Source organism: Pseudomonas sp. GM55, from assembly GCF_000282395.1.
GTDB lineage: Bacteria > Pseudomonadota > Gammaproteobacteria > Pseudomonadales > Pseudomonadaceae > Aquipseudomonas > Aquipseudomonas fluorescens_CC.
This window is the reverse complement of sequence record NZ_AKJJ01000103.1, coordinates 13456-31009: the sequence shown is the minus strand read 5'-3', so window position 1 is coordinate 31009 and position 17554 is coordinate 13456. Positions and strand designations below refer to the sequence as shown.

Genomic DNA, 17554 nt, shown 5'->3' with positions numbered 1-17554 from the left:
TTAACGATAACGCCTACGAACTGAATAAACGCGGCGCGCTTGAGGCCATCGCCAGCAATCGAGCGTCGACCGGCCGTTCCTACAGTTTCCCGGGATTGCGTGAAGAACCATAAAAAAGGCCGCTGCAAACGCAGCGGCCAAGGTAAGACGTTGGATCAGGAGCTACAAATCAACGTCAGTGAACACGGGGCGATGAACCGAATCTTCGATTCATCTGAAATCTTTCATCACTGCGCGGGCCGATAGATCGTGTCTTGCGGTGGTTTACCGTGGCAGCCAGGCAAGAATAAGCCCTTGGTGTCGCAGGAAAAATACCAATTACGGACATGCACTGTTGCAGCCGGGGCAACAGTCAGGAATCGGGCGTTCGTCGCCTGGATGATGCCCCAGTGCCAGTCATCCTTTAGAGGTACACCACGAATACCTCCTTGGTGCGCTTATCGCCCTCGGCGGGCGGCAGTAGGGTGAGGCCTTCTGTCACTCACCGGGGAAGACGCATGACAAAAACAACAATGCGCGCCATCTTCACACCGCAGGCGTTGGCGGCTGCGGTGGCATTAGGCTGTTGCGCTCAGGCGCAGGCCCTTTCATTCAACATCGGGGAAATCGAGGGGACGTTCGACTCCTCGTTGTCGGTCGGCGCGAGCTGGGGCATGCGTGACGCGGATAAATCCCTGGTGGGCATCGTCAACGGCGGTTCCGGCCAGTCTTCGACCGGCGACGACGGGCGATTGAACTTCAAGAAGGGCGAAACCTTCTCGAAGATCTTCAAGGGTATTCACGACCTCGAACTGAAGTACGGCGACACCGGTGCGTTTGTGCGTGGCAAGTATTGGTACGACTTCGAACTCAAGGATGAGAGCCGCCCATTCAAGGACATCAGCGATCACAATCGCAAGGAGGGCGCCAAGTCTTCAGGCGGGCAAATCCTCGACGCTTTCGTCTATCACAACTACTCCCTCGCCGATTTGCCGGGCACGGTGCGCGCCGGCAAGCAGGTGGTCAGTTGGGGGGAGAGCACTTTCATCGGCAACTCGATCAACAGCATCAACCCGGTTGACGTGTCTGCGTTCCGTCGTCCTGGAGCCGAGATCAAGGAGGGCCTGATCCCTGTCAACATGCTGTTCGCCTCCCAGGGCCTGACGGAGAAGTTGACCGTCGAAGGCTTCTATCAACTGGAATGGGACCAGACGGTGGTCGATAACTGCGGCACTTTCTTTGGTGTCGATGTGGTGGCGGACGGCTGCAACAAGGGCTACACCGTCGCCAACCCGGCCATTGCACCGTTGCAGCCGATTGCGGCTGCCTTTGGCCAGGGCTTCGAAGTCAGCAAGGAGGGCGTGATCGTTCCCCGTGGCGGCGACCGCGATGCCCGGGATTCCGGACAGTGGGGTACGGCGCTGCGCTGGCTGGGGGATGACACCGAATACGGCCTGTATTTCTTGAACTACCACAGCCGCGGCCCGAGCGTCGGGACCACCACCGCCGGCCTCAGTACACTGGCGAGCATTCCGGGGATCGTCGCCACCGCCAACCGCATCGCGCCCGGCACCGGTTCAGGCCTGGCCCAAAGTGTGATGCTCGGTCGCGGCCAGTATTACCTCGAATATCCGGAAGACATCCGCCTCTACGGCGCGAGCTTCTCCACCACGTTATCCACCGGCACCGCGTGGAACGGGGAAATCAGTTACCGCCCCAACGCCCCGGTGCAGGTCAACACCAATGACCTGACTCTGGCGTTGCTCAACCCGATCGCGGGCGGAGCAGCATCGCCAATTGCCACGTCACCGGGGGCCGACAACAAAGGCTACCGCCGCAAGGAAGTGACCCAGATCCAGAGCACCCTGACGCACTTCATCGATCAGGTCGCGGGTGCGGATCGCCTGACCCTGGTGGGCGAGGCGGCGGTGGTTCGGGTCGGTGGTCTGGAAGCTCGCACCAAACTGCGCTACGGCCGCGACTCGGTGTATGGCCAGTATGGATTCGGCGGTGATACCGACGGCTTCGTGACCTCGACTTCATGGGGTTATCGCGCGCGGGCCATCCTCGACTACAACAACCTCATCGCCGGGATCAACTTCAGACCCAACCTCTCGTGGTCCCACGACGTCGCCGGCTTTGGCCCCAACGGCCTGTTCAACGAAGGCGCCAAGGCCATCAGCCTCGGTGTCGATGCGGACTATCGCAACACCTACACCGCGAGCCTCAGTTACACCGACTTCTTCGGTGGGGACTTCAACACCCTGACCGACCGTGACTTCGTGGCGTTGAGCTTTGGCGTGAACTTCTGATCTGGCTGAAAAGGATGATTTCGATGCGCAAGATGATGATGCAATTGGGCGCGCTGACCCTCGGGTTGCTGGCCGCCAACGTGATGGCTGCGGTGTCGCCGGAAGAAGCCAACAAGCTCGGCACCAGCCTTACGCCGCTCGGTGCCGAGAAGGCCGGCAATGCCGATGGCTCGATTCCGGCCTGGACCGGCGGCATCCCGAAAAACGCGGGCGCGGTGGACAGCAAAGGTTTCCTGGCTGACCCGTTCGCCAGCGAAAAACCGTTGTTCGTGATCACCGCAGCGACCGTCGACAAGTACAAGGACAAGCTCTCCGACGGCCAGATCGCGATGTTCAAGCGCTACCCCGAGACCTACAGGATTCCGGTCTACCCGAGTCACCGTACCGTGGCATTACCGGCTGAAATCTATGAGTCGGCCAAGCGCAGTGCGCTGAACGTAACACCGATCAACGACGGTAACGGTCTGGCCAATTTCACCGGCAATCGCTACTACGCATTCCCGATTCCGAAGAATGGCGTGGAAGTGATCTGGAACCACGTGACCCGGTATCACGGCGGCAATCTGCGGCGCACCATCACCCAGGCAACACCGCAGTCCAATGGCGATTTCACGGTGATCCGCTTCAAGGACGAGGTCGCCGTGCCGTCGTTGCTCAGCGACCTGAAACCGGGCAGCGACGATAACGTCCTCAACTACTTCAAGCAGGAAGTGACCGCACCGGCGCGGCTGGCGGGCAATGTGTTGCTGGTTCACGAGACCCTCGATCAGGTCAAGGAACCGCGCAAGGCCTGGATCTACAACGCTGGCCAGCGGCGGGTACGGCGTGCACCGCAGGTTGCCTATGACGGTGTCGGCACCTCATCCGATGGCCTGCGAACCACCGACAACTTCGACATGTTTTCCGGCGCGCCGGATCGCTACGACTGGAAACTGGTCGGCAAGAAGGAGATGTACATCCCCTACAACAGCTACAAGCTCGACTCGCCAGACCTCAAGTACACCGATGTGATCAAGGCCGGGCACATCAATCAGGACCTGACTCGCTATGAGTTGCACCGGGTCTGGGAAGTCGTCGCCACGGTCAAGCCGAGTGAGCGGCACGTGTACGCCAAGCGCCACATGTACATCGATGAAGACAGCTGGCAAGTGGCGCTGGCCGACCACTACGACGGGCGTGGCCAGCTCTGGCGCGTCGCTGAAGGTCATGCCCAGTTCTACTACGATCACCAGGTGCCGGCCTACACCGTCGAAGCGCTGTATGACCTGATTGCCGGTCGCTATATCGCCCTGGGAATGAAGAACGAAGAGAAGCGCAGCTTCGAGTTCAACATCGATGCAAAGGCGGGGGACTACACACCAGCGGCCTTGCGTAGCACGGGGGTAAGGTAGGTTTCCTATATCCTCTTACGCAAAAGGGTGACCTCATGGTCACCTTTTTTATAGGGGGCGATCAGTGTGTTGAATACTTCTTCAACAAGCGCTCGGGAGGGGTCTAGGGTGGCGCCAGAATTATAAAAAAGGCGCACGACCATGAATGCAATGACGCACTGTCTGGACCGCCCTGGCTTCCTGCCCCGACTGTCGTCCCATCATCTGTCCCGCGAGCGGCTGATTGAGCCCATGCTGGTCTCGGCTGCGCGGGTGAAGTTGCTTTGTGCACCGGCCGGTAGTGGCAAGAGCGCGTTGCTCAGCGAATGCCTGTTGCGAGCGCCGGAGCACTGTCGGGTCTGTTGGCTGCCGCTGGCGGGGCAGTCGTTGAGTGCGGCCGATTTTCTGTTGCGTCTGACGCAAGCGCTGGATCTGCCCTCGGCAGATGAGCCGGGGCTGCTGGCGCATCTGGCCCGATTACAGACGCCGACCTGGCTGTTTCTCGACGATTTCTGTCGCGCACCCAACCCGGAACTCGACCGGATGCTCGATCGCCTGTTGGCCGCCGCCAGCCCGGCGGTTACATGGTGGCTGAGCGCCCGTCGACGACCCTCCTGCAACTGGCCGCGGCTGCTGCTCGATGATGAGTTGTACGAGTACGAAGGCCGGGCGCTGGCGTTTACCGAGGCCGAGGTCGGGCAATTGCTCAGTCATGTCGAGCCGACCCTGGCGGCACAAACTGCCAAAAGGGTGGTTGAGCGCAGCGGTGGCTGGTGCGCTGGCGTGCGGATCGCGTTACTCAATGGTTGCCCGTGGTCCGGTGAGCAGGGGCGTTCGGCAACATTGCTCGATTATCTGCAACACGAGTTGTTCAACACCTTGCCCTCGGAGTTGATTGAGGTCTGGCTGGTATTGGTTCATCTGCCACGCTTCAACGCCAGCTTGTGCGAGCATCTTTTCGGTACGGGGGAGGGCGCGCAGTGGCTGCACGCGTTGCAGGAAATGGGCTGCTTCATTGAACCCTGGGAAGACTCCGTCGAGTGGTTGCGGATCTTCGAGCCATTGGCCCGGGCGATGCGTGAAGAACCAACCGCGGCCGGGCGATCCTGGCATCGCCGCGCATGCCAATGGTTCAGCGCCGAAGAGGACTGGCAAGGCGCATTCGAGCAGGCGCTGCTGGCTCAAGAGTACGAAGTCGCTGTCAGTCTGTTGCAGCATTTCAGCGTTGAGCATTTGTTCCGGCGCGAAAATGTCTGTCTGTTGTTGAATCTCCACGAGCGTCAGCATGCTGAGCTGACCCTCGTTACGCCGCAATTGGTGGGGCTGGTTACCGCCGCTTTGTTGTTTGCCGGGCGCTTCGAGCATGCCGCCGTGTGCATCGAGCAACTGGCACGATTTACCCCGCAGCCTACGGAGGCGCTGCAGCGGCAACTGCTGGCGCGCTGGCAGGCGCAACAGGGCTGGTTGCTGCATTTGCAAGGCCGCATGGAGGCGGCCCGCGCGCACTTTCTCGATGCGCTGGACGAGTTGAGCGTCGATGCCTGGCCGGCGCGATTGTTGTGCCTGTCGGGCCTGACCCAGCAGGCGTTGCTCAACGCCGAACTCGATGTGGCACAGGCGTTCAATCGTGAGGCGTTGTGTCTGGCACGCGCCCAGGGCTCGCTGTTGTTCGAAGGGCTGCTTGAACTCGATCACGCGCAGTTGCTGGAGCTGCGCGGAGCGTCCCGGCGCGCCGAGAGTTTGTTGGCAGATGTCTTTGCACTGTTGACCCGACAGGCTGATCGACCGACGCCGTTATTGGGGCGAATTGCCCTGCGGCGAGGACGGCTGGCCCTCTGTCAGGGACAGGATGAGTTGGCCGCCGGTTTCTTCCAGTCCGGCCTGGAGGACTGTCTGCAAAGCCAGGACAAGCACGTGCTGTATGGCTTTCTTGGGCAAGCGCAGATAGCCGCCAATCAGCGCGATTACGCCCACGCGTTTGACCGTCTGCGCGAAGCCGAGCGCGTGATGCAGCAGCGGCAGATTCCCGATACGGTGTATCGCGGGGTGCTGCTGCAAATCAGCAGCCATTTCTGGTTGCAACAAGGGCGACCGGAATTGGCCCGTGAGGCGCTGACTCGTGTCTTGCGTCACTATCGCGGGCCTTGTGCGCGCCAGGCGCCACCGGCCACGCTGCAGCTGATTGCCCGGATCGAATACCAGTTGGTGTTGGCGCAGACGCATTTGCAACAGACGCAAAAGCCGCTGGATCGGTTGCAGGCGTTGCTCGATCACGCGCAAAGGCACGCCATGCTGGCGCTGGAAACGGAATTGCATTTAGCGATCAGCGAAGTGGCGGATCTGACCGCTGAGCCCAAGCTGGCCAAGGCGGCTTTGGAGGCGGGCCTGGTGCTGGTGAAACGCTGTAATGGGCAACAGGCGTTGCGTGAACTGGAGCTGCGCCAGCCAAATTTGCTCAGCCGTTTGCGCGGGGAAGAGTCGATGGCGGGCATGCTCGCCGATGTCAGCCCGCTAAGTACCCGGGAGATTGAAGTACTGGGTCTTATTGCCCAGGGCAGTTCCAATCAGCAAATTGCCGAGCAACTTTTCATTTCATTGCATACGGTTAAAACCCACGCGCGAAGAATACACAGCAAGTTGGGTGTCGAACGTCGTACTCAAGCAGTGGCCGTGGCAAAGAAGTTGGGGGTCATTGCACAAGTGTAATAATTGTAATAATTGTAAATACTCGATTACGTGCATTACTCAGGGGGGGTTATTAGAATGTTCGACGGCGCCAGGTCAAGGCAATGTTTGTCTTGGCGTTAAAACGCTAATAACTATTAATTATGGAGTTTCAAGGCATGGAGCAACTGACAATGGAGTTGGTGCGGGCGAAGTTGCACGCAAGGCTTGGTGGTCGCGGGATTGATGTTGAAAAGGTATATATTAATGCAGTTGCCTCGGCTGACGATCCGACGGTTATTTACTCTCAGTCACTGGTGTCGGCATTTTTCCTTAAGTTGCAGGATGGTGAAGTTCCAAAATTCTTCAGTGAGAATCTGGGGATTTTTTCCGAACCGTACACGTTTGACTCACAATATCGTTTCGAGGGTGTGAGACTGGATGAGCTCAATGAGATGGGTGCAGCAATTGCACGGGATTTCCTGAGCTGATCAGTGTTTCGGTAAAAGTAGTTGTGCCAACCCGTTAGTTGGCACAGCTGCCGCAATCAAGTTGTGGATGCGGTGGATTCAAAACCCATGCGCCAGCTGACCGCATGGCTGGCGGATAACAGACGCTGCGCCGCCGGACCGTTTTCATCGGCATGGAACAACGATGTCGGCCCCACCACAGTCATCACGGCCGCTACTTTCCCCACCGCGTTGAACACCGGTGCCGACAAGGCATCAACCCCTGGCATCAGCAAACCATGCACATGGTGCAAACCGCGTGTACGGATTTGTTCGCACTGGGCCGCATAGGCCCGATCGTCTGCCAGTGCGTGGGCTGCATGGGACTGCAATTCCTGCACGCGCAGATCCTCGGTTTCGCGTTTCGGCAGGTAGGCACCAAATACCAGTCCCGTCGAAGAACTGAGCAATGGCAGCACCGAGCCCAGTTGTGTCACTACCGTCACCGCGCGCACCGCCGGTTCGATATGCACCACGGTTGCGCCCTGATTGCCCCATACCGCCAGAAAGCAGGTTTCATTCAAGTCATCGCGCAACTCGGCGAGTGGCAGGGCGGCGACTTTCAGCACGTCCATACTGTTGAGTGCCGCCAACCCCACGCGCAAGGCTTCACGGCCCAGGCCGTAATGGTTGGTGGCAGCGTTCTGTTCGGCAAAGCCGCTGGCGATCAGAGCCTGCAAATAGCGGTGAACCTTGCTCGCCGGCATCTGCACATGTTCGGCCAGGCGCGACAGCGAAGTCGAGGGCGACAACTCGGCCAGAGCCTTGAGGATGTCGGTGCCAACCTCGGCCGAGCGGACTTTCTGTTTACCGTTGTTGTCGCTGGTTTTTTCCATGGTGGCTGGGATCCCGGGACGAATGGGCGTCTTTATAGCTTGACGGTCAATACCAATCAAATTACGTTATGCGTAATTGAATTACGATAAAAATAACCCGGGCAGGCCACTCACTCTTCCAAAGAGTGACCGGCATTGCCGACTCCCTGTTCAGGAGGCTCCATGAACCCCGATTCAACGATGCCAGCGCTGGCTTACCTGTCAGGCTTCGGCAACGAATTCAGCAGCGAAGCGTTGCCCGGCGCACTGCCCGTCGGCCAGAACTCCCCGCAAAAAGCCCCATACGGCCTCTACACCGAACTGTTCTCCGGCACGGCGTTCACCATGCCGCGCAGCGAGGCGCGTCGCACCTGGATGTACCGCATTCAGCCGTCGGCCAATCATCCGGCGTTCGTCAAGCTTGATCGGCAACTGGCCGGCGGCCCGCTGGGGGACGTGACCCCCAACCGCCTGCGCTGGAACCCGCTGGACATTCCCGCCGAGCCGACCGATTTCATCGACGGTCTGGTGAGCATGGCCGCCAACTCGGGCGCAGAAAAACCGGCCGGGATCAGCATCTACAACTACCGCGCCAACCGTTCCATGGAGCGCGTGTTCTTCAATGCTGACGGCGAAATGTTGCTGGTGCCTGAACGGGGGCGCCTGCGCATTGCCACCGAACTCGGCGTGCTTGAACTGGAACCGCTGGAAATTGCCGTACTGCCACGTGGCCTGAAATTCCGCATCGAACTGCTCGACCCGCAAGCCCGCGGTTACGTCGCCGAAAACCATGGTGCGCCGCTGCGTCTGCCGGACCTGGGGCCGATCGGCAGCAATGGCCTGGCCAATCCGCGGGACTTCCTGACCCCGGTGGCGGCCTACGAAAACCTGCAACAACCCACCACCCTGGTGCAGAAATTCCTCGGCCAGTTGTGGGCGTGCGAGCTCAATCATTCGCCGCTCAACGTGGTTGCCTGGCACGGTAATAACGTGCCGTACAAATATGACCTGCGCCGTTTCAACACCATCGGCACCGTCAGTTTCGATCACCCCGATCCGTCGATCTTCACCGTGTTGACCTCGCCAACCAGCGTCCATGGCCTGGCCAATCTCGACTTCGTGATCTTCCCGCCACGCTGGATGGTGGCCGAGAAAACCTTCCGTCCACCATGGTTCCATCGCAACCTGATGAATGAATTCATGGGTTTGATCCAGGGCGAATACGACGCCAAGGCCGAAGGTTTCGTGCCGGGCGGTGCGTCCCTGCACAGTTGCATGAGCGCCCATGGCCCGGACGGCGAAACCTGCACCAAGGCAATCAATGCCGAGCTGGCCCCGGCGAAAATCGACAACACCATGGCGTTCATGTTCGAGACCAGCCAGGTGCTGCGACCAAGCCGTTTCGCTCTCGATTGCCCGCAACTGCAAAACACTTACGATGCCTGCTGGGCTACGCTGCCCGCCACTTTCGACCCGACCCGGAGATAACCCATGACGCAGACTTCCATCACTCGCAGCTGGGTTGCATCCGCCAACGGCCATGCTGATTTCCCGTTGCAAAACCTGCCGCTGGGCGTGTTCAGCCTCAACGGTTCGGCACCGCGCAGTGGCGTGGCCATTGGCGAACATATCTTTGATCTGCAAGCAGCCCTGGAGGCCGGGTTGTTCGATGGCGCCGCGAAGGCTGCCGTCGAGGCCACCTGTGGCGGCCAGTTGAATGCCTTCTTCGAGCTGGGGCGCGAGGCTCGCGTCTCGTTGCGCGAGCGTTTGCTGGAACTGTTCGCCGAGGGGAGCAGCCTGCACGGCAAGATCGAAGCCCAGGGCGCAAAACTGCTGCCGCTGGCGGCGGATTGCGAGATGCACCTGCCGGCGAAAATCAACGACTACACCGACTTCTATGTCGGCATCGAGCACGCGCAGAACGTTGGCAAACTGTTCCGCCCGGACAATCCGTTGCTGCCGAACTACAAATACGTACCAATCGGCTACCACGGTCGTGCGTCGACCATTCGTCCGTCCGGTACCGACGTGCGCCGCCCGAAAGGCCAGACCTTGCCGGCGGGTCAAACCGAACCGACCTTTGGCCCTTGCGCGCGCCTGGACTACGAACTGGAACTGGGCATCTGGATCGGCCAGGGCAACGACATGGGCGACTCGATTGCCATTGGCGACGCTGCCGATCACATCGCCGGTTTCTGCCTGCTCAACGACTGGTCGGCACGGGACATCCAGGCTTGGGAATACCAGCCGCTGGGGCCGTTCCTGTCGAAAAGCTTCATCACCAGCATTTCGCCGTGGGTGGTCACCGCCGAAGCGCTGGAGCCGTTCCGTCGTGCCCAGCCTGCGCGTCCGCAAGGCGATCCGCAGCCGCTGCCGTATCTGCTCGACAAGCGCGATCAGGCCGCTGGCGCGTTCGACATCGAACTGGAAGTCCTGCTGCTCACCGAGGCCATGCGCGAGCAGAACCTTCCGGCCCATCGCCTGACCCTGAGCAACACCCGGCACATGTACTGGACCGTGGCGCAAATGGTCGCGCACCACAGCGTCAATGGTTGCCAGTTGCAGGCCGGTGATCTGTTCGGCTCGGGCACGCTGTCGGGGCCTGAGAACGGTCAGTTCGGCAGCCTGCTGGAAATTACCGAGGGCGGTAAAAAACCGATCGAGCTGGCATCGGGCGAGGTGCGTAAATTCCTTGAAGACGGTGACGAAATCATCCTGCGCGGACGATGCATCCGCGATGGTTTCGCATCCATCGGCTTCGGCGAATGCCGTGGCAAAGTGCTGCCGGCACGCTGAGAGGAGCGGGGCATGGAACTCTATACCTACTACCGTTCGACGTCTTCGTACCGGGTGCGTATCGCGTTGGCGCTCAAAGGCCTGGATTATCAATCCTTGCCAGTCAACCTGATCGCACCGCAGGGCGGCGAGCATCGGCAGCCGCCTTATCTGGGCATCAACCCGCAGGGCCGCGTGCCGGCCTTGCGCACCGATGAAGGCGAATTGCTGATCCAGTCTCCCGCGATCATCGAGTACCTGGAGGAACGTTATCCACAGGTGCCATTGCTGTCCCGGGACCTGGCTGCCCGCGCTCATGAGCGCGGCGTGGCGGCAGTGATCGGCTGCGATGTGCACCCGCTGCACAACGTCAGCGTGCTCAATCGGCTGCGCCAGTCGGGCTACGACGAACCGCAGGTGGTGGAGTGGATCGGCCACTGGATCGGCCAAGGGTTGGCCACGGTAGAGCAGTTGATCGGTGATGACGGTTACTGCTTCGGCCAGGAGCCTGGGTTGGCGGACGTCTACCTGATCCCGCAGCTGTACGCGGCCGAGCGTTTCAAAGTTTCACTTGAGGCTTATCCGCGCATTCGGCGGGTGGCGGCATTGGCGGCGACGCACCCGGCGTTCATCAAGGCGCATCCGGCGAACCAGCCAGACACCCCATAACGCTTCACACCATCTCTGTAGGAGCGAGCTTGCTCCGGGCGGCGATCCGACGAAGGCGGGATGTCAGGCAACAGAAATGTTGAATGACACGACGCCTTCGCGAGCAGGCTCGCTCCCACAAGGTTTTGGTGATCAGTGAACAATCGCGTTCGGCGGCAGATGCCCCAGCCGGTCCGTGAGGCGAATTCGCTGGATCGGATCGTCGCTGAGCAGCAGTGCGTGCTCCAGGTCAAAACGCTCGGCGTTCGGACAGTCCAGCCGCTGGTACAGGCTGGCCCGGGCCAGGTAGTCGGTGGCACTGGCGTTGCCCAGTTCCAGGACGCGATCGGCGTCGATCAAGGCACTGATGACATCGTCGTGGGACAGGTACAACTGGCGCAGGTTGCGCGACAGCCGTTGCAGCATCTGCACCGGATCGGCGGTTTCCAGGTGCTCGGCGCTGAGCTTGATGTTCGGGCCGTACTGGCGGTGCAACAACTCCCGACAATCGTTGGGATAAAGGCGCCGGCCGCCGCAGGGATCGAGCAAATGATCGGCGCCCGGCACCCGCAGCAGGAAATGCCCGGGGAAGTTGACCCCAACCATGGGAATCTCCAGGCCCCTGGCCAACTCCAGTGCAATCAGCCCCAGCGTCAAGGGTTGCCCTCGTCGAAGTTCCAGCACTTTGTCCATCAGTGCCACTTGCGGGCGCAAAGGTGTGAAGTCGTCCTGGGCGAAGCCAAGGTCGTTCATGCGCCGCAACAGCGGTTGGGCCAGTTCACTGACTGGCAGCATCGGCAAGCCGCCGCTGACCCGTTGTTGCAACGCCTGGAAATCGGCCAGCAGCGCTTGCGGCTCCACCTCGCTGTCGTGTTCGGCCGCCATCCACAGTGCCGCCTCGAACAGCGCGGGCGGTGAACGTTGCAGACAGGCGAAGAACGATTGGCGCGGGGTCATCAAAATCTCCGGGCAATGCCTCGTTTTAGCCCCCTCTCCGGCATTCGTCCAGTGCCGCAAAAGGGCGATTTCGGGTTATTTCCGAAAGCTTGCATTGTGGCCGTGCTTATTCCGGTGCGCTTCTGCAATTTTTGGGCGCAAGCCTATACTGGCGACTACAAGAAGTGATTCGGGAGCCCTACGATGTTCGCTCTCATGCAAAGCACTCGCCTTGAATCGCTGCATCTGAGCGTCGACCCGGCCACCGGGTTGAAGGCGGTCATTGCCATTCATAACAGCCGCCTGGGGCCTGCCCTGGGTGGCTGTCGTTACCTTGCCTATCCCAGCGACGAGTCTGCGGTCGAGGATGCGGTGCGCCTTGCCCAAGGCATGAGCTACAAGGCTGCACTGGCCGGCCTGGCCCAGGGCGGCGGCGTGGGGGTCATCATTCGCCCGGTTCACGTGGCCAACCGCGCTGCGCTGTTCGAAGCCTTCGGGCGCTGTATCAATCAGCTTGACGGGCGCTACATCACGGCCATCGACAGTGGCACCTCAGTGGCGGACATGGATTGCATCGCCCAGCAAACCCAACACGTCACCAGCACCACCGCGGCGGGTGATCCTGCGCCACACGCGGCGATGGGCGTATTCACCGGCATTCGCGCCACGGCGATGGCGCGACTGGGCAGTGATAACCTCGAAGGCCTGCGCGTCGCCATTCAAGGCCTGGGCAACGTCGGTTATGCCCTGGCCGAACAGTTGCATGCCGCCGGGGCCGAACTGCTGGTCAGCGATATCGATCACGGCAAGGTGCAACTGGCGATGGAGCAACTCGGGGCTCACCCCATCGCCAACGACGCACTGCTCAGCACACCTTGCGATATTCTTGCGCCGTGCGGTTTGGGCGGGGTGCTGAACAGCCACAGCGTGACGCAACTGCGCTGCTCGGCAGTGGCCGGTTCGGCGAACAATCAGCTGACGCATCTTGATGTTGCCGACCAACTGGAACGTCGCGGAATCCTGTACGCACCGGATTACGTGATCAATGCCGGTGGCTTGATCTATGTTTCGCTCAAACATCGGGGCGAAGAGCTGGGAACCATCACCGCACACCTGTCGAAAATCAGCTCACGCCTCACCGAAGTCTTCGCCCACGCCCAAGCGGAAAAACGCTCCCCCGCCCGGGTGGCAGATGAATTGGCGGAGAAAGTGCTGTACCGCTGAATGGGGCATGAGTTTTCCACAGGCATGAAAAAGGCCCTGGGCCATTCGACTCAGGGCCTGTTCAATTTGGGCTTTGCCTACTTGGCGGCTTTAGGGGCCTTGGCAGGCTTGGCCGGGGTGACCGGCTCAGCGGCTTCAACGACCTCGGCTGCTGCAACAGGTTCTGCAACTTCGACCGGTGCGCTGAGCAGTTCGGACAGGGCGTCCGGCTGGCTCTTGAACGCCTTGGCGAACACATCGCGATTCTTCGCCATGTAGATCCCGGCTTCTTCCACTTGCTGCTCGGTCAGGGACGGAACGGCTTTTTGCAACACTTCAGCGAGCAATTCGGCCAGTTCGAGCATTTTGTCATGACGGTCAGCTTCGGCTTTATCCATGAACAAGCGCTCCAGATCTCGGCTGCTGCGGTATACCACTTCGACGGCCATTCACCACCTCACATGCCTTCACATTGGTTGTCGATTTCGACTACTGTATCTATATACAGCGAAAAGGATAAGCGAATCCCTGTCTTTTGGGTAGTGGCTTTTTAATGTAGACCGGATTCGACATTTGTCAGGTGAGGCGCCGCACAGGTGCGACCAAACGCCACGGCGCGCAATCCAGAGCGGCTCGCCATCATGGGCTGGCCTTTTTTCTGCATGCAGAATAACCGTCACGTCCAACCCGCATCATCCGGTCGAGCCGACCTAAGGAAGCATCATCGTGAAAATCAACTGGGCCGAAAAACTGCGGCGGAACGTACATGAACTGGCCGAGTCCCTGGGCAATCTGTTCGTCGAAACCTTTCACTACCTGGCGCTGTTTGCCATCGGTGCGGTGACCGCGTGGGCAGCGGTGATGGAGTTTCTCGGGATGATCGAAGAGGGGCACATCAAGATCGATGACATCTTGCTGTTGTTCATCTACCTGGAACTGGGGGCGATGGTCGGGATTTACTTCAAGACCAACCACATGCCCGTGCGCTTCCTGATCTATGTGGCGATTACGGCGTTGACGCGGCTGCTGATTTCCAACGTTTCGCACCACAATCCGCCGGACCTGGGGATCATCTACCTGTGCGGCGGGATTCTGCTGCTGGCGTTTGCGATCCTGGTGGTGCGTTACGCTTCATCGCAATTTCCTTCGGTGAAAATCGAGAACCCGCAACGCAAGACCGGTGCGGGTTCCAGTGAACATCCAGAGGTCGAGAAGGGCGAAATCTAGAGCCCGAGCGTGGGGCGCGGCCGCACTTTGACGGGAGGGGGCGGCAAGGTCCGCCCGCTGCCGGTGGTCATCGCTTCGAGGATGGCCACGGCGCTGTGGCCTTGTTCGATGGCAATGCCGAATTGAATGCTTTGAACCAGACGCTTGAGGCGTTGAGGGTCATTGCGTTGTTTGGCGCTGATCATGCGTTTGGCCACCACGCGGCCGCCGTTGGAAAGGGTCAGCATGATGCTGCCGTCCAGGCCCTGAATGCTCAGGTTGATCTGGTAATCCGCTGCAAAGGCATCGGTAATGAGCTGGAAAGGGTTGTCCATGATGCGTCACCGCCTGATTGAACGTGCAGTTGTTGACCGGCCATGATCGGGTTGGTTCGCACTGCCAGACCATCGGCCATCTCGTCATCATTGTTCCAACCAGGATGTAGCAAGGGGCATGCCGACAAAATTGTCGGACAAAAAAACAAGTTCTGTAGGAGCGAGCTTGCTCGCGATGGTCGTGAACGATAACGCGTCAAATCAGAAGGTTCGCGGCGCCTGAGGGGTTTTCGCGAGCAAGCTCGCTCCTACAGGGACCGCGTTTTCTGCACGTTTCAGGGCAATAAACCTCTACGTGCCTCCAAAGTGATCAGCATTCCACCCAGTTCACCGCCAGTCCGCCCCGTGATGTCTCTTTGTACTTGTCGTGCATGTCGGCCCCGGTGTCACGCATGGTGCGGATCACCCGGTCCAGGGAAATGAAGTGCTGGCCGTCGCCGCGCAGAGCCATTTGCGTGGCGTTGATGGCCTTCACGGCGGCGATCGCGTTGCGCTCGATACACGGCACCTGCACCAGTCCGCCAACCGGATCGCAGGTGAGGCCGAGGTTGTGCTCCAGGCCGATTTCGGCGGCGTTTTCCAGTTGCTCCGGGGTGGCGCCAAGCACCTCTGCAAGGCCTGCGGCGGCCATGGCGCAGGCGGAGCCGACTTCACCCTGGCAGCCGACTTCAGCCCCGGAGATCGAAGCGTTTTTCTTGCACAGGATGCCGACAGCCGCTGCGCCCAGGAAGAACGCGACCACGTCGTCGTCAGACGCATCGGCATTGAACTTCATGTAGTAGTGCAGCACCGCCGGAATGATCCCCGCCGCGCCGTTGGTCGGCGCCGTGACCATGCGTCCGCCGGCCGCGTTTTCTTCGTTCACGGCCAAAGCGTACAGGTTGACCCATTCCATCGCTGACAAGGTGGACGTAATGACATTCGGTTTGCCGATTTCCTGCAGGCTGCGATGCAGTTTCGCCGCTCGACGTGGAACATTCAGGCCGCCGGGCAGGATGCCTTCGTGGCGCAAGCCTTGCTCGACGCATTCGCGCATCACCGACCAGATATGCAACAGGCCCTGGCGGATCTCGGCATCCCCACGCCATGCCCGTTCGTTGGCCATCATCAGTTCACTCACTCGCAGCCCGTGCTCGTTGCACAGCTTGAGCAGTTCCGCAGCACTGGAAAAGTCGTAAGGCAGCGCTACTTCGCCGGCCGGTGCGATCCCGGATTCGGCTTCGGCCGCTTCGATGATGAAGCCGCCACCCACCGAGTAATAGGTTTGCCCGAACAATTCACCGGTTTCGCCGAAGGCTGTCAGGGACATGGCATTGGGGTGATAGGGCAGGCTCTCGTTGAGCAGCAGAAGATCGCGTTGCCAGTCGAAGGCAATTTCTGCAACGCCTGCCAGACACAGTTTGCCGGTCTCGCGCAGGGTGTGAATGCGGCTGTCGATGGTGCCGGGATCGATGCGGTCGGGCCATTCGCCCATCAGGCCCATGACGCAGGCGCGGTCCGTTGCGTGGCCGACGCCGGTCGCCGACAGAGAGCCGTAAAGGCGAATCTCCACGCGTCGCACGTCAGCCAGAAAACCCTGTTCGAGCAGTTGTTGAACAAAGGTCGCGGCGGCGCGCATCGGACCAACGGTATGGGAGCTGGACGGGCCGATGCCGACTTTGAAGAGATCGAAAACGCTGATAGCCATGCTAAAGCCTGTACAAGCAATGGAAGAGGAATCGCCGCCATTTTTGTAGGGCAAGCGCAATTCCGGCGATACTGCCCGTCAAGGTCCTACGTGACCAACGAAATTTCCTAAGACATCCTTTAGCAGGACTAAACGATGAGCCGTCAATTACACGCCCAGACGTATGTCTGGCTGAACGTGTTCGCCTGTGCCGCTCGGCACCTGTCGTTCACTCGCTGCGCCGAGGAACTGCACATCACCCCGGGAGCAGTCAGCCAGCAGATCCGACAACTGGAAGATCGCCTGGGCTTTCGTCTGTTTCACCGCCGCGCCCGTGGCGTGGAGCTGAGCGCCGAGGGGCAGCGCCTGGCCATTACCGTCAATGAGGCGTTTGGCAGCATCGACGCGGAATTGCGGCGACTGGATGCCGGCATGATCAGCGGGATTCTGCGGGTGCGTTCGATCCCGTCGTTCCTGAGCAAATGGCTGACGCCGCGTCTGCCGCGCTTGCAGCAACGTTTTCCGGACATTCAATTGCGCCTGGTAGCCGAGGACAGCAGTGTGCCGCTGCATGAAGGCGACTTCGATCTGGCGATCGACCTGAACGACGGCAGCTACCCGGGCCTGTTATCCACAGCCTTGCTTGATGAACAGATTTTTCCGGTATGCGCGCCGGGCCTGTTGCGTGGTCGTCCGCCGCTGCACGGTCCGGCAGACCTGATGCACTTTCCCTTGCTGCACGACATCACCGCCTGGCGCGGCAGCTACGAGTACGCGGAATGGGAGTTTTACCTCAATGCCATCGGCTTCGAGGGGGCGGATGTGCGACGCGGGCATACCTTCAATCGCAATCACCTGACGATCGAAGCGGCCATTGCCGGGATGGGGGTGGCGATTGCCCGACGAACGCTGCTCAACGATGAGCTGGAGCGCGGGGCATTGATCGTGCCTTTTGGTCTGGCGGTGCCTAACCACAAACGTTACATGCTGCTCTATGCGCCGGGTGCGCTGAGCCATCCCGGCGTGCGTGCCGTGCATGACTGGCTGGTGGAAGAAGCGGGGATTTTTCGCAGTCTGCACCCATTGGGGGAGCAGCAAATGTGAGCAATTATTACGTAAGAGCAGGGCGACCCAAC

At 60.2% G+C, this 17554-nt stretch carries 14 protein-coding genes and 1 pseudogene; 10 read left to right on the top strand and 5 right to left on the bottom strand.

Features of this window, described 5'->3' with window-relative positions:
* The first annotated feature begins 497 nt into the window (after nt 1-497).
* The 4 genes from PMI31_RS23650 to PMI31_RS23635 all read left to right on the top strand — a co-directional run bounded on the left by PMI31_RS23650 (nt 498) and on the right by PMI31_RS23635 (nt 6816).
* On the top strand, nt 498-2291 hold the full coding sequence (locus PMI31_RS23650; RefSeq protein ID WP_008021464.1) for a DUF1302 domain-containing protein: 1794 nt from the start codon (nt 498-500) through the stop codon (nt 2289-2291).
* Nucleotides 2292-2314: 23 nt separating this feature from the next.
* Nucleotides 2315-3682 carry a DUF1329 domain-containing protein gene (locus PMI31_RS23645; protein WP_008021462.1) on the top strand — a complete coding sequence of 456 codons (1368 nt, stop codon included), beginning with the start codon at nt 2315-2317 and terminating at the stop codon, nt 3680-3682.
* A 141-nt stretch (nt 3683-3823) separates the two neighbouring features.
* A complete protein-coding gene (locus PMI31_RS23640; RefSeq protein WP_008021461.1) occupies nt 3824-6367 on the top strand; it encodes a LuxR C-terminal-related transcriptional regulator in 2544 nt (847 codons plus the stop codon).
* 137 nt (nt 6368-6504) lie between these two features.
* Nucleotides 6505-6816: a hypothetical protein gene (locus PMI31_RS23635; RefSeq protein ID WP_008021460.1), complete on the top strand. Its 312-nt coding sequence runs from the start codon at nt 6505-6507 to the stop codon at nt 6814-6816.
* 56 nt (nt 6817-6872) lie between these two features.
* Here the strand turns inward: PMI31_RS23635 and PMI31_RS23630 are convergent, their stop codons facing one another.
* Complete coding sequence (locus PMI31_RS23630; RefSeq protein ID WP_008021458.1) at nt 6873-7670, bottom strand: IclR family transcriptional regulator; 798 nt, start codon at nt 7668-7670, stop codon at nt 6873-6875.
* Between the two features lie 162 nt (nt 7671-7832).
* On the opposite strand from PMI31_RS23630, the gene hmgA reads away from it, so the two are divergent.
* Genes hmgA through maiA form a run of 3 tightly spaced genes read left to right on the top strand, consistent with a single transcriptional unit; the run spans nt 7833 to nt 11093 of the window.
* Nucleotides 7833-9137 carry a homogentisate 1,2-dioxygenase gene (gene hmgA / locus PMI31_RS23625; protein ID WP_008021456.1) on the top strand — a complete coding sequence of 435 codons (1305 nt, stop codon included), beginning with the start codon at nt 7833-7835 and terminating at the stop codon, nt 9135-9137.
* Nucleotides 9138-9140: 3 nt separating this feature from the next.
* A complete protein-coding gene (gene fahA, locus PMI31_RS23620) occupies nt 9141-10445 on the top strand; it encodes a fumarylacetoacetase (protein WP_008021455.1) in 1305 nt (434 codons plus the stop codon).
* A 12-nt stretch (nt 10446-10457) separates the two neighbouring features.
* The gene (maiA, locus tag PMI31_RS23615; RefSeq protein ID WP_008021452.1) at nt 10458-11093 is read left to right on the top strand and encodes a maleylacetoacetate isomerase; all 636 of its coding nucleotides are present in this window, start codon (nt 10458-10460) and stop codon (nt 11091-11093) included.
* Nucleotides 11094-11225: 132 nt separating this feature from the next.
* On the opposite strand, the gene PMI31_RS23610 is transcribed toward maiA, so the two are convergent.
* A complete protein-coding gene (locus tag PMI31_RS23610; protein ID WP_008021451.1) occupies nt 11226-12029 on the bottom strand; it encodes a SirB1 family protein in 804 nt (267 codons plus the stop codon).
* Nucleotides 12030-12212: 183 nt separating this feature from the next.
* On the opposite strand from PMI31_RS23610, the gene PMI31_RS23605 reads away from it, so the two are divergent.
* Nucleotides 12213-13232, top strand: a complete 1020-nt coding sequence (locus PMI31_RS23605; RefSeq protein WP_008021449.1) for a Glu/Leu/Phe/Val dehydrogenase family protein — start codon at nt 12213-12215, stop codon at nt 13230-13232.
* A 188-nt stretch (nt 13233-13420) separates the two neighbouring features.
* Here PMI31_RS23605 and PMI31_RS23600 read toward each other — a convergent pair.
* Nucleotides 13421-13660 (bottom strand): annotated as a pseudogene (locus PMI31_RS23600) (YebG family protein); the annotation flags it as partial.
* A gap of 277 nt (nt 13661-13937) precedes the next feature.
* Between PMI31_RS23600 and PMI31_RS23595 the strand changes: the two are divergent.
* Complete coding sequence (locus tag PMI31_RS23595) at nt 13938-14438, top strand: phosphate-starvation-inducible protein PsiE (RefSeq protein ID WP_008021445.1); 501 nt, start codon at nt 13938-13940, stop codon at nt 14436-14438.
* On the opposite strand, the gene PMI31_RS23590 is transcribed toward PMI31_RS23595, so the two are convergent.
* Both PMI31_RS23590 and PMI31_RS23585 read right to left on the bottom strand, forming a co-directional pair.
* The gene (locus tag PMI31_RS23590; protein WP_008021442.1) at nt 14435-14752 is read right to left on the bottom strand and encodes a DUF3509 domain-containing protein; all 318 of its coding nucleotides are present in this window, start codon (nt 14750-14752) and stop codon (nt 14435-14437) included. The two genes, PMI31_RS23595 and PMI31_RS23590, sit on opposite strands and share 4 nt — an antisense overlap.
* 310 nt (nt 14753-15062) lie before the next feature.
* Nucleotides 15063-16439: an L-serine ammonia-lyase gene (locus PMI31_RS23585; RefSeq protein WP_008021440.1), complete on the bottom strand. Its 1377-nt coding sequence runs from the start codon at nt 16437-16439 to the stop codon at nt 15063-15065.
* A 135-nt stretch (nt 16440-16574) separates the two neighbouring features.
* Between PMI31_RS23585 and PMI31_RS23580 the strand changes: the two genes are divergently transcribed.
* Nucleotides 16575-17522 carry a LysR substrate-binding domain-containing protein gene (locus PMI31_RS23580; protein ID WP_008021438.1) on the top strand — a complete coding sequence of 316 codons (948 nt, stop codon included), beginning with the start codon at nt 16575-16577 and terminating at the stop codon, nt 17520-17522.
* Nucleotides 17523-17554 lie beyond the last annotated feature (32 nt).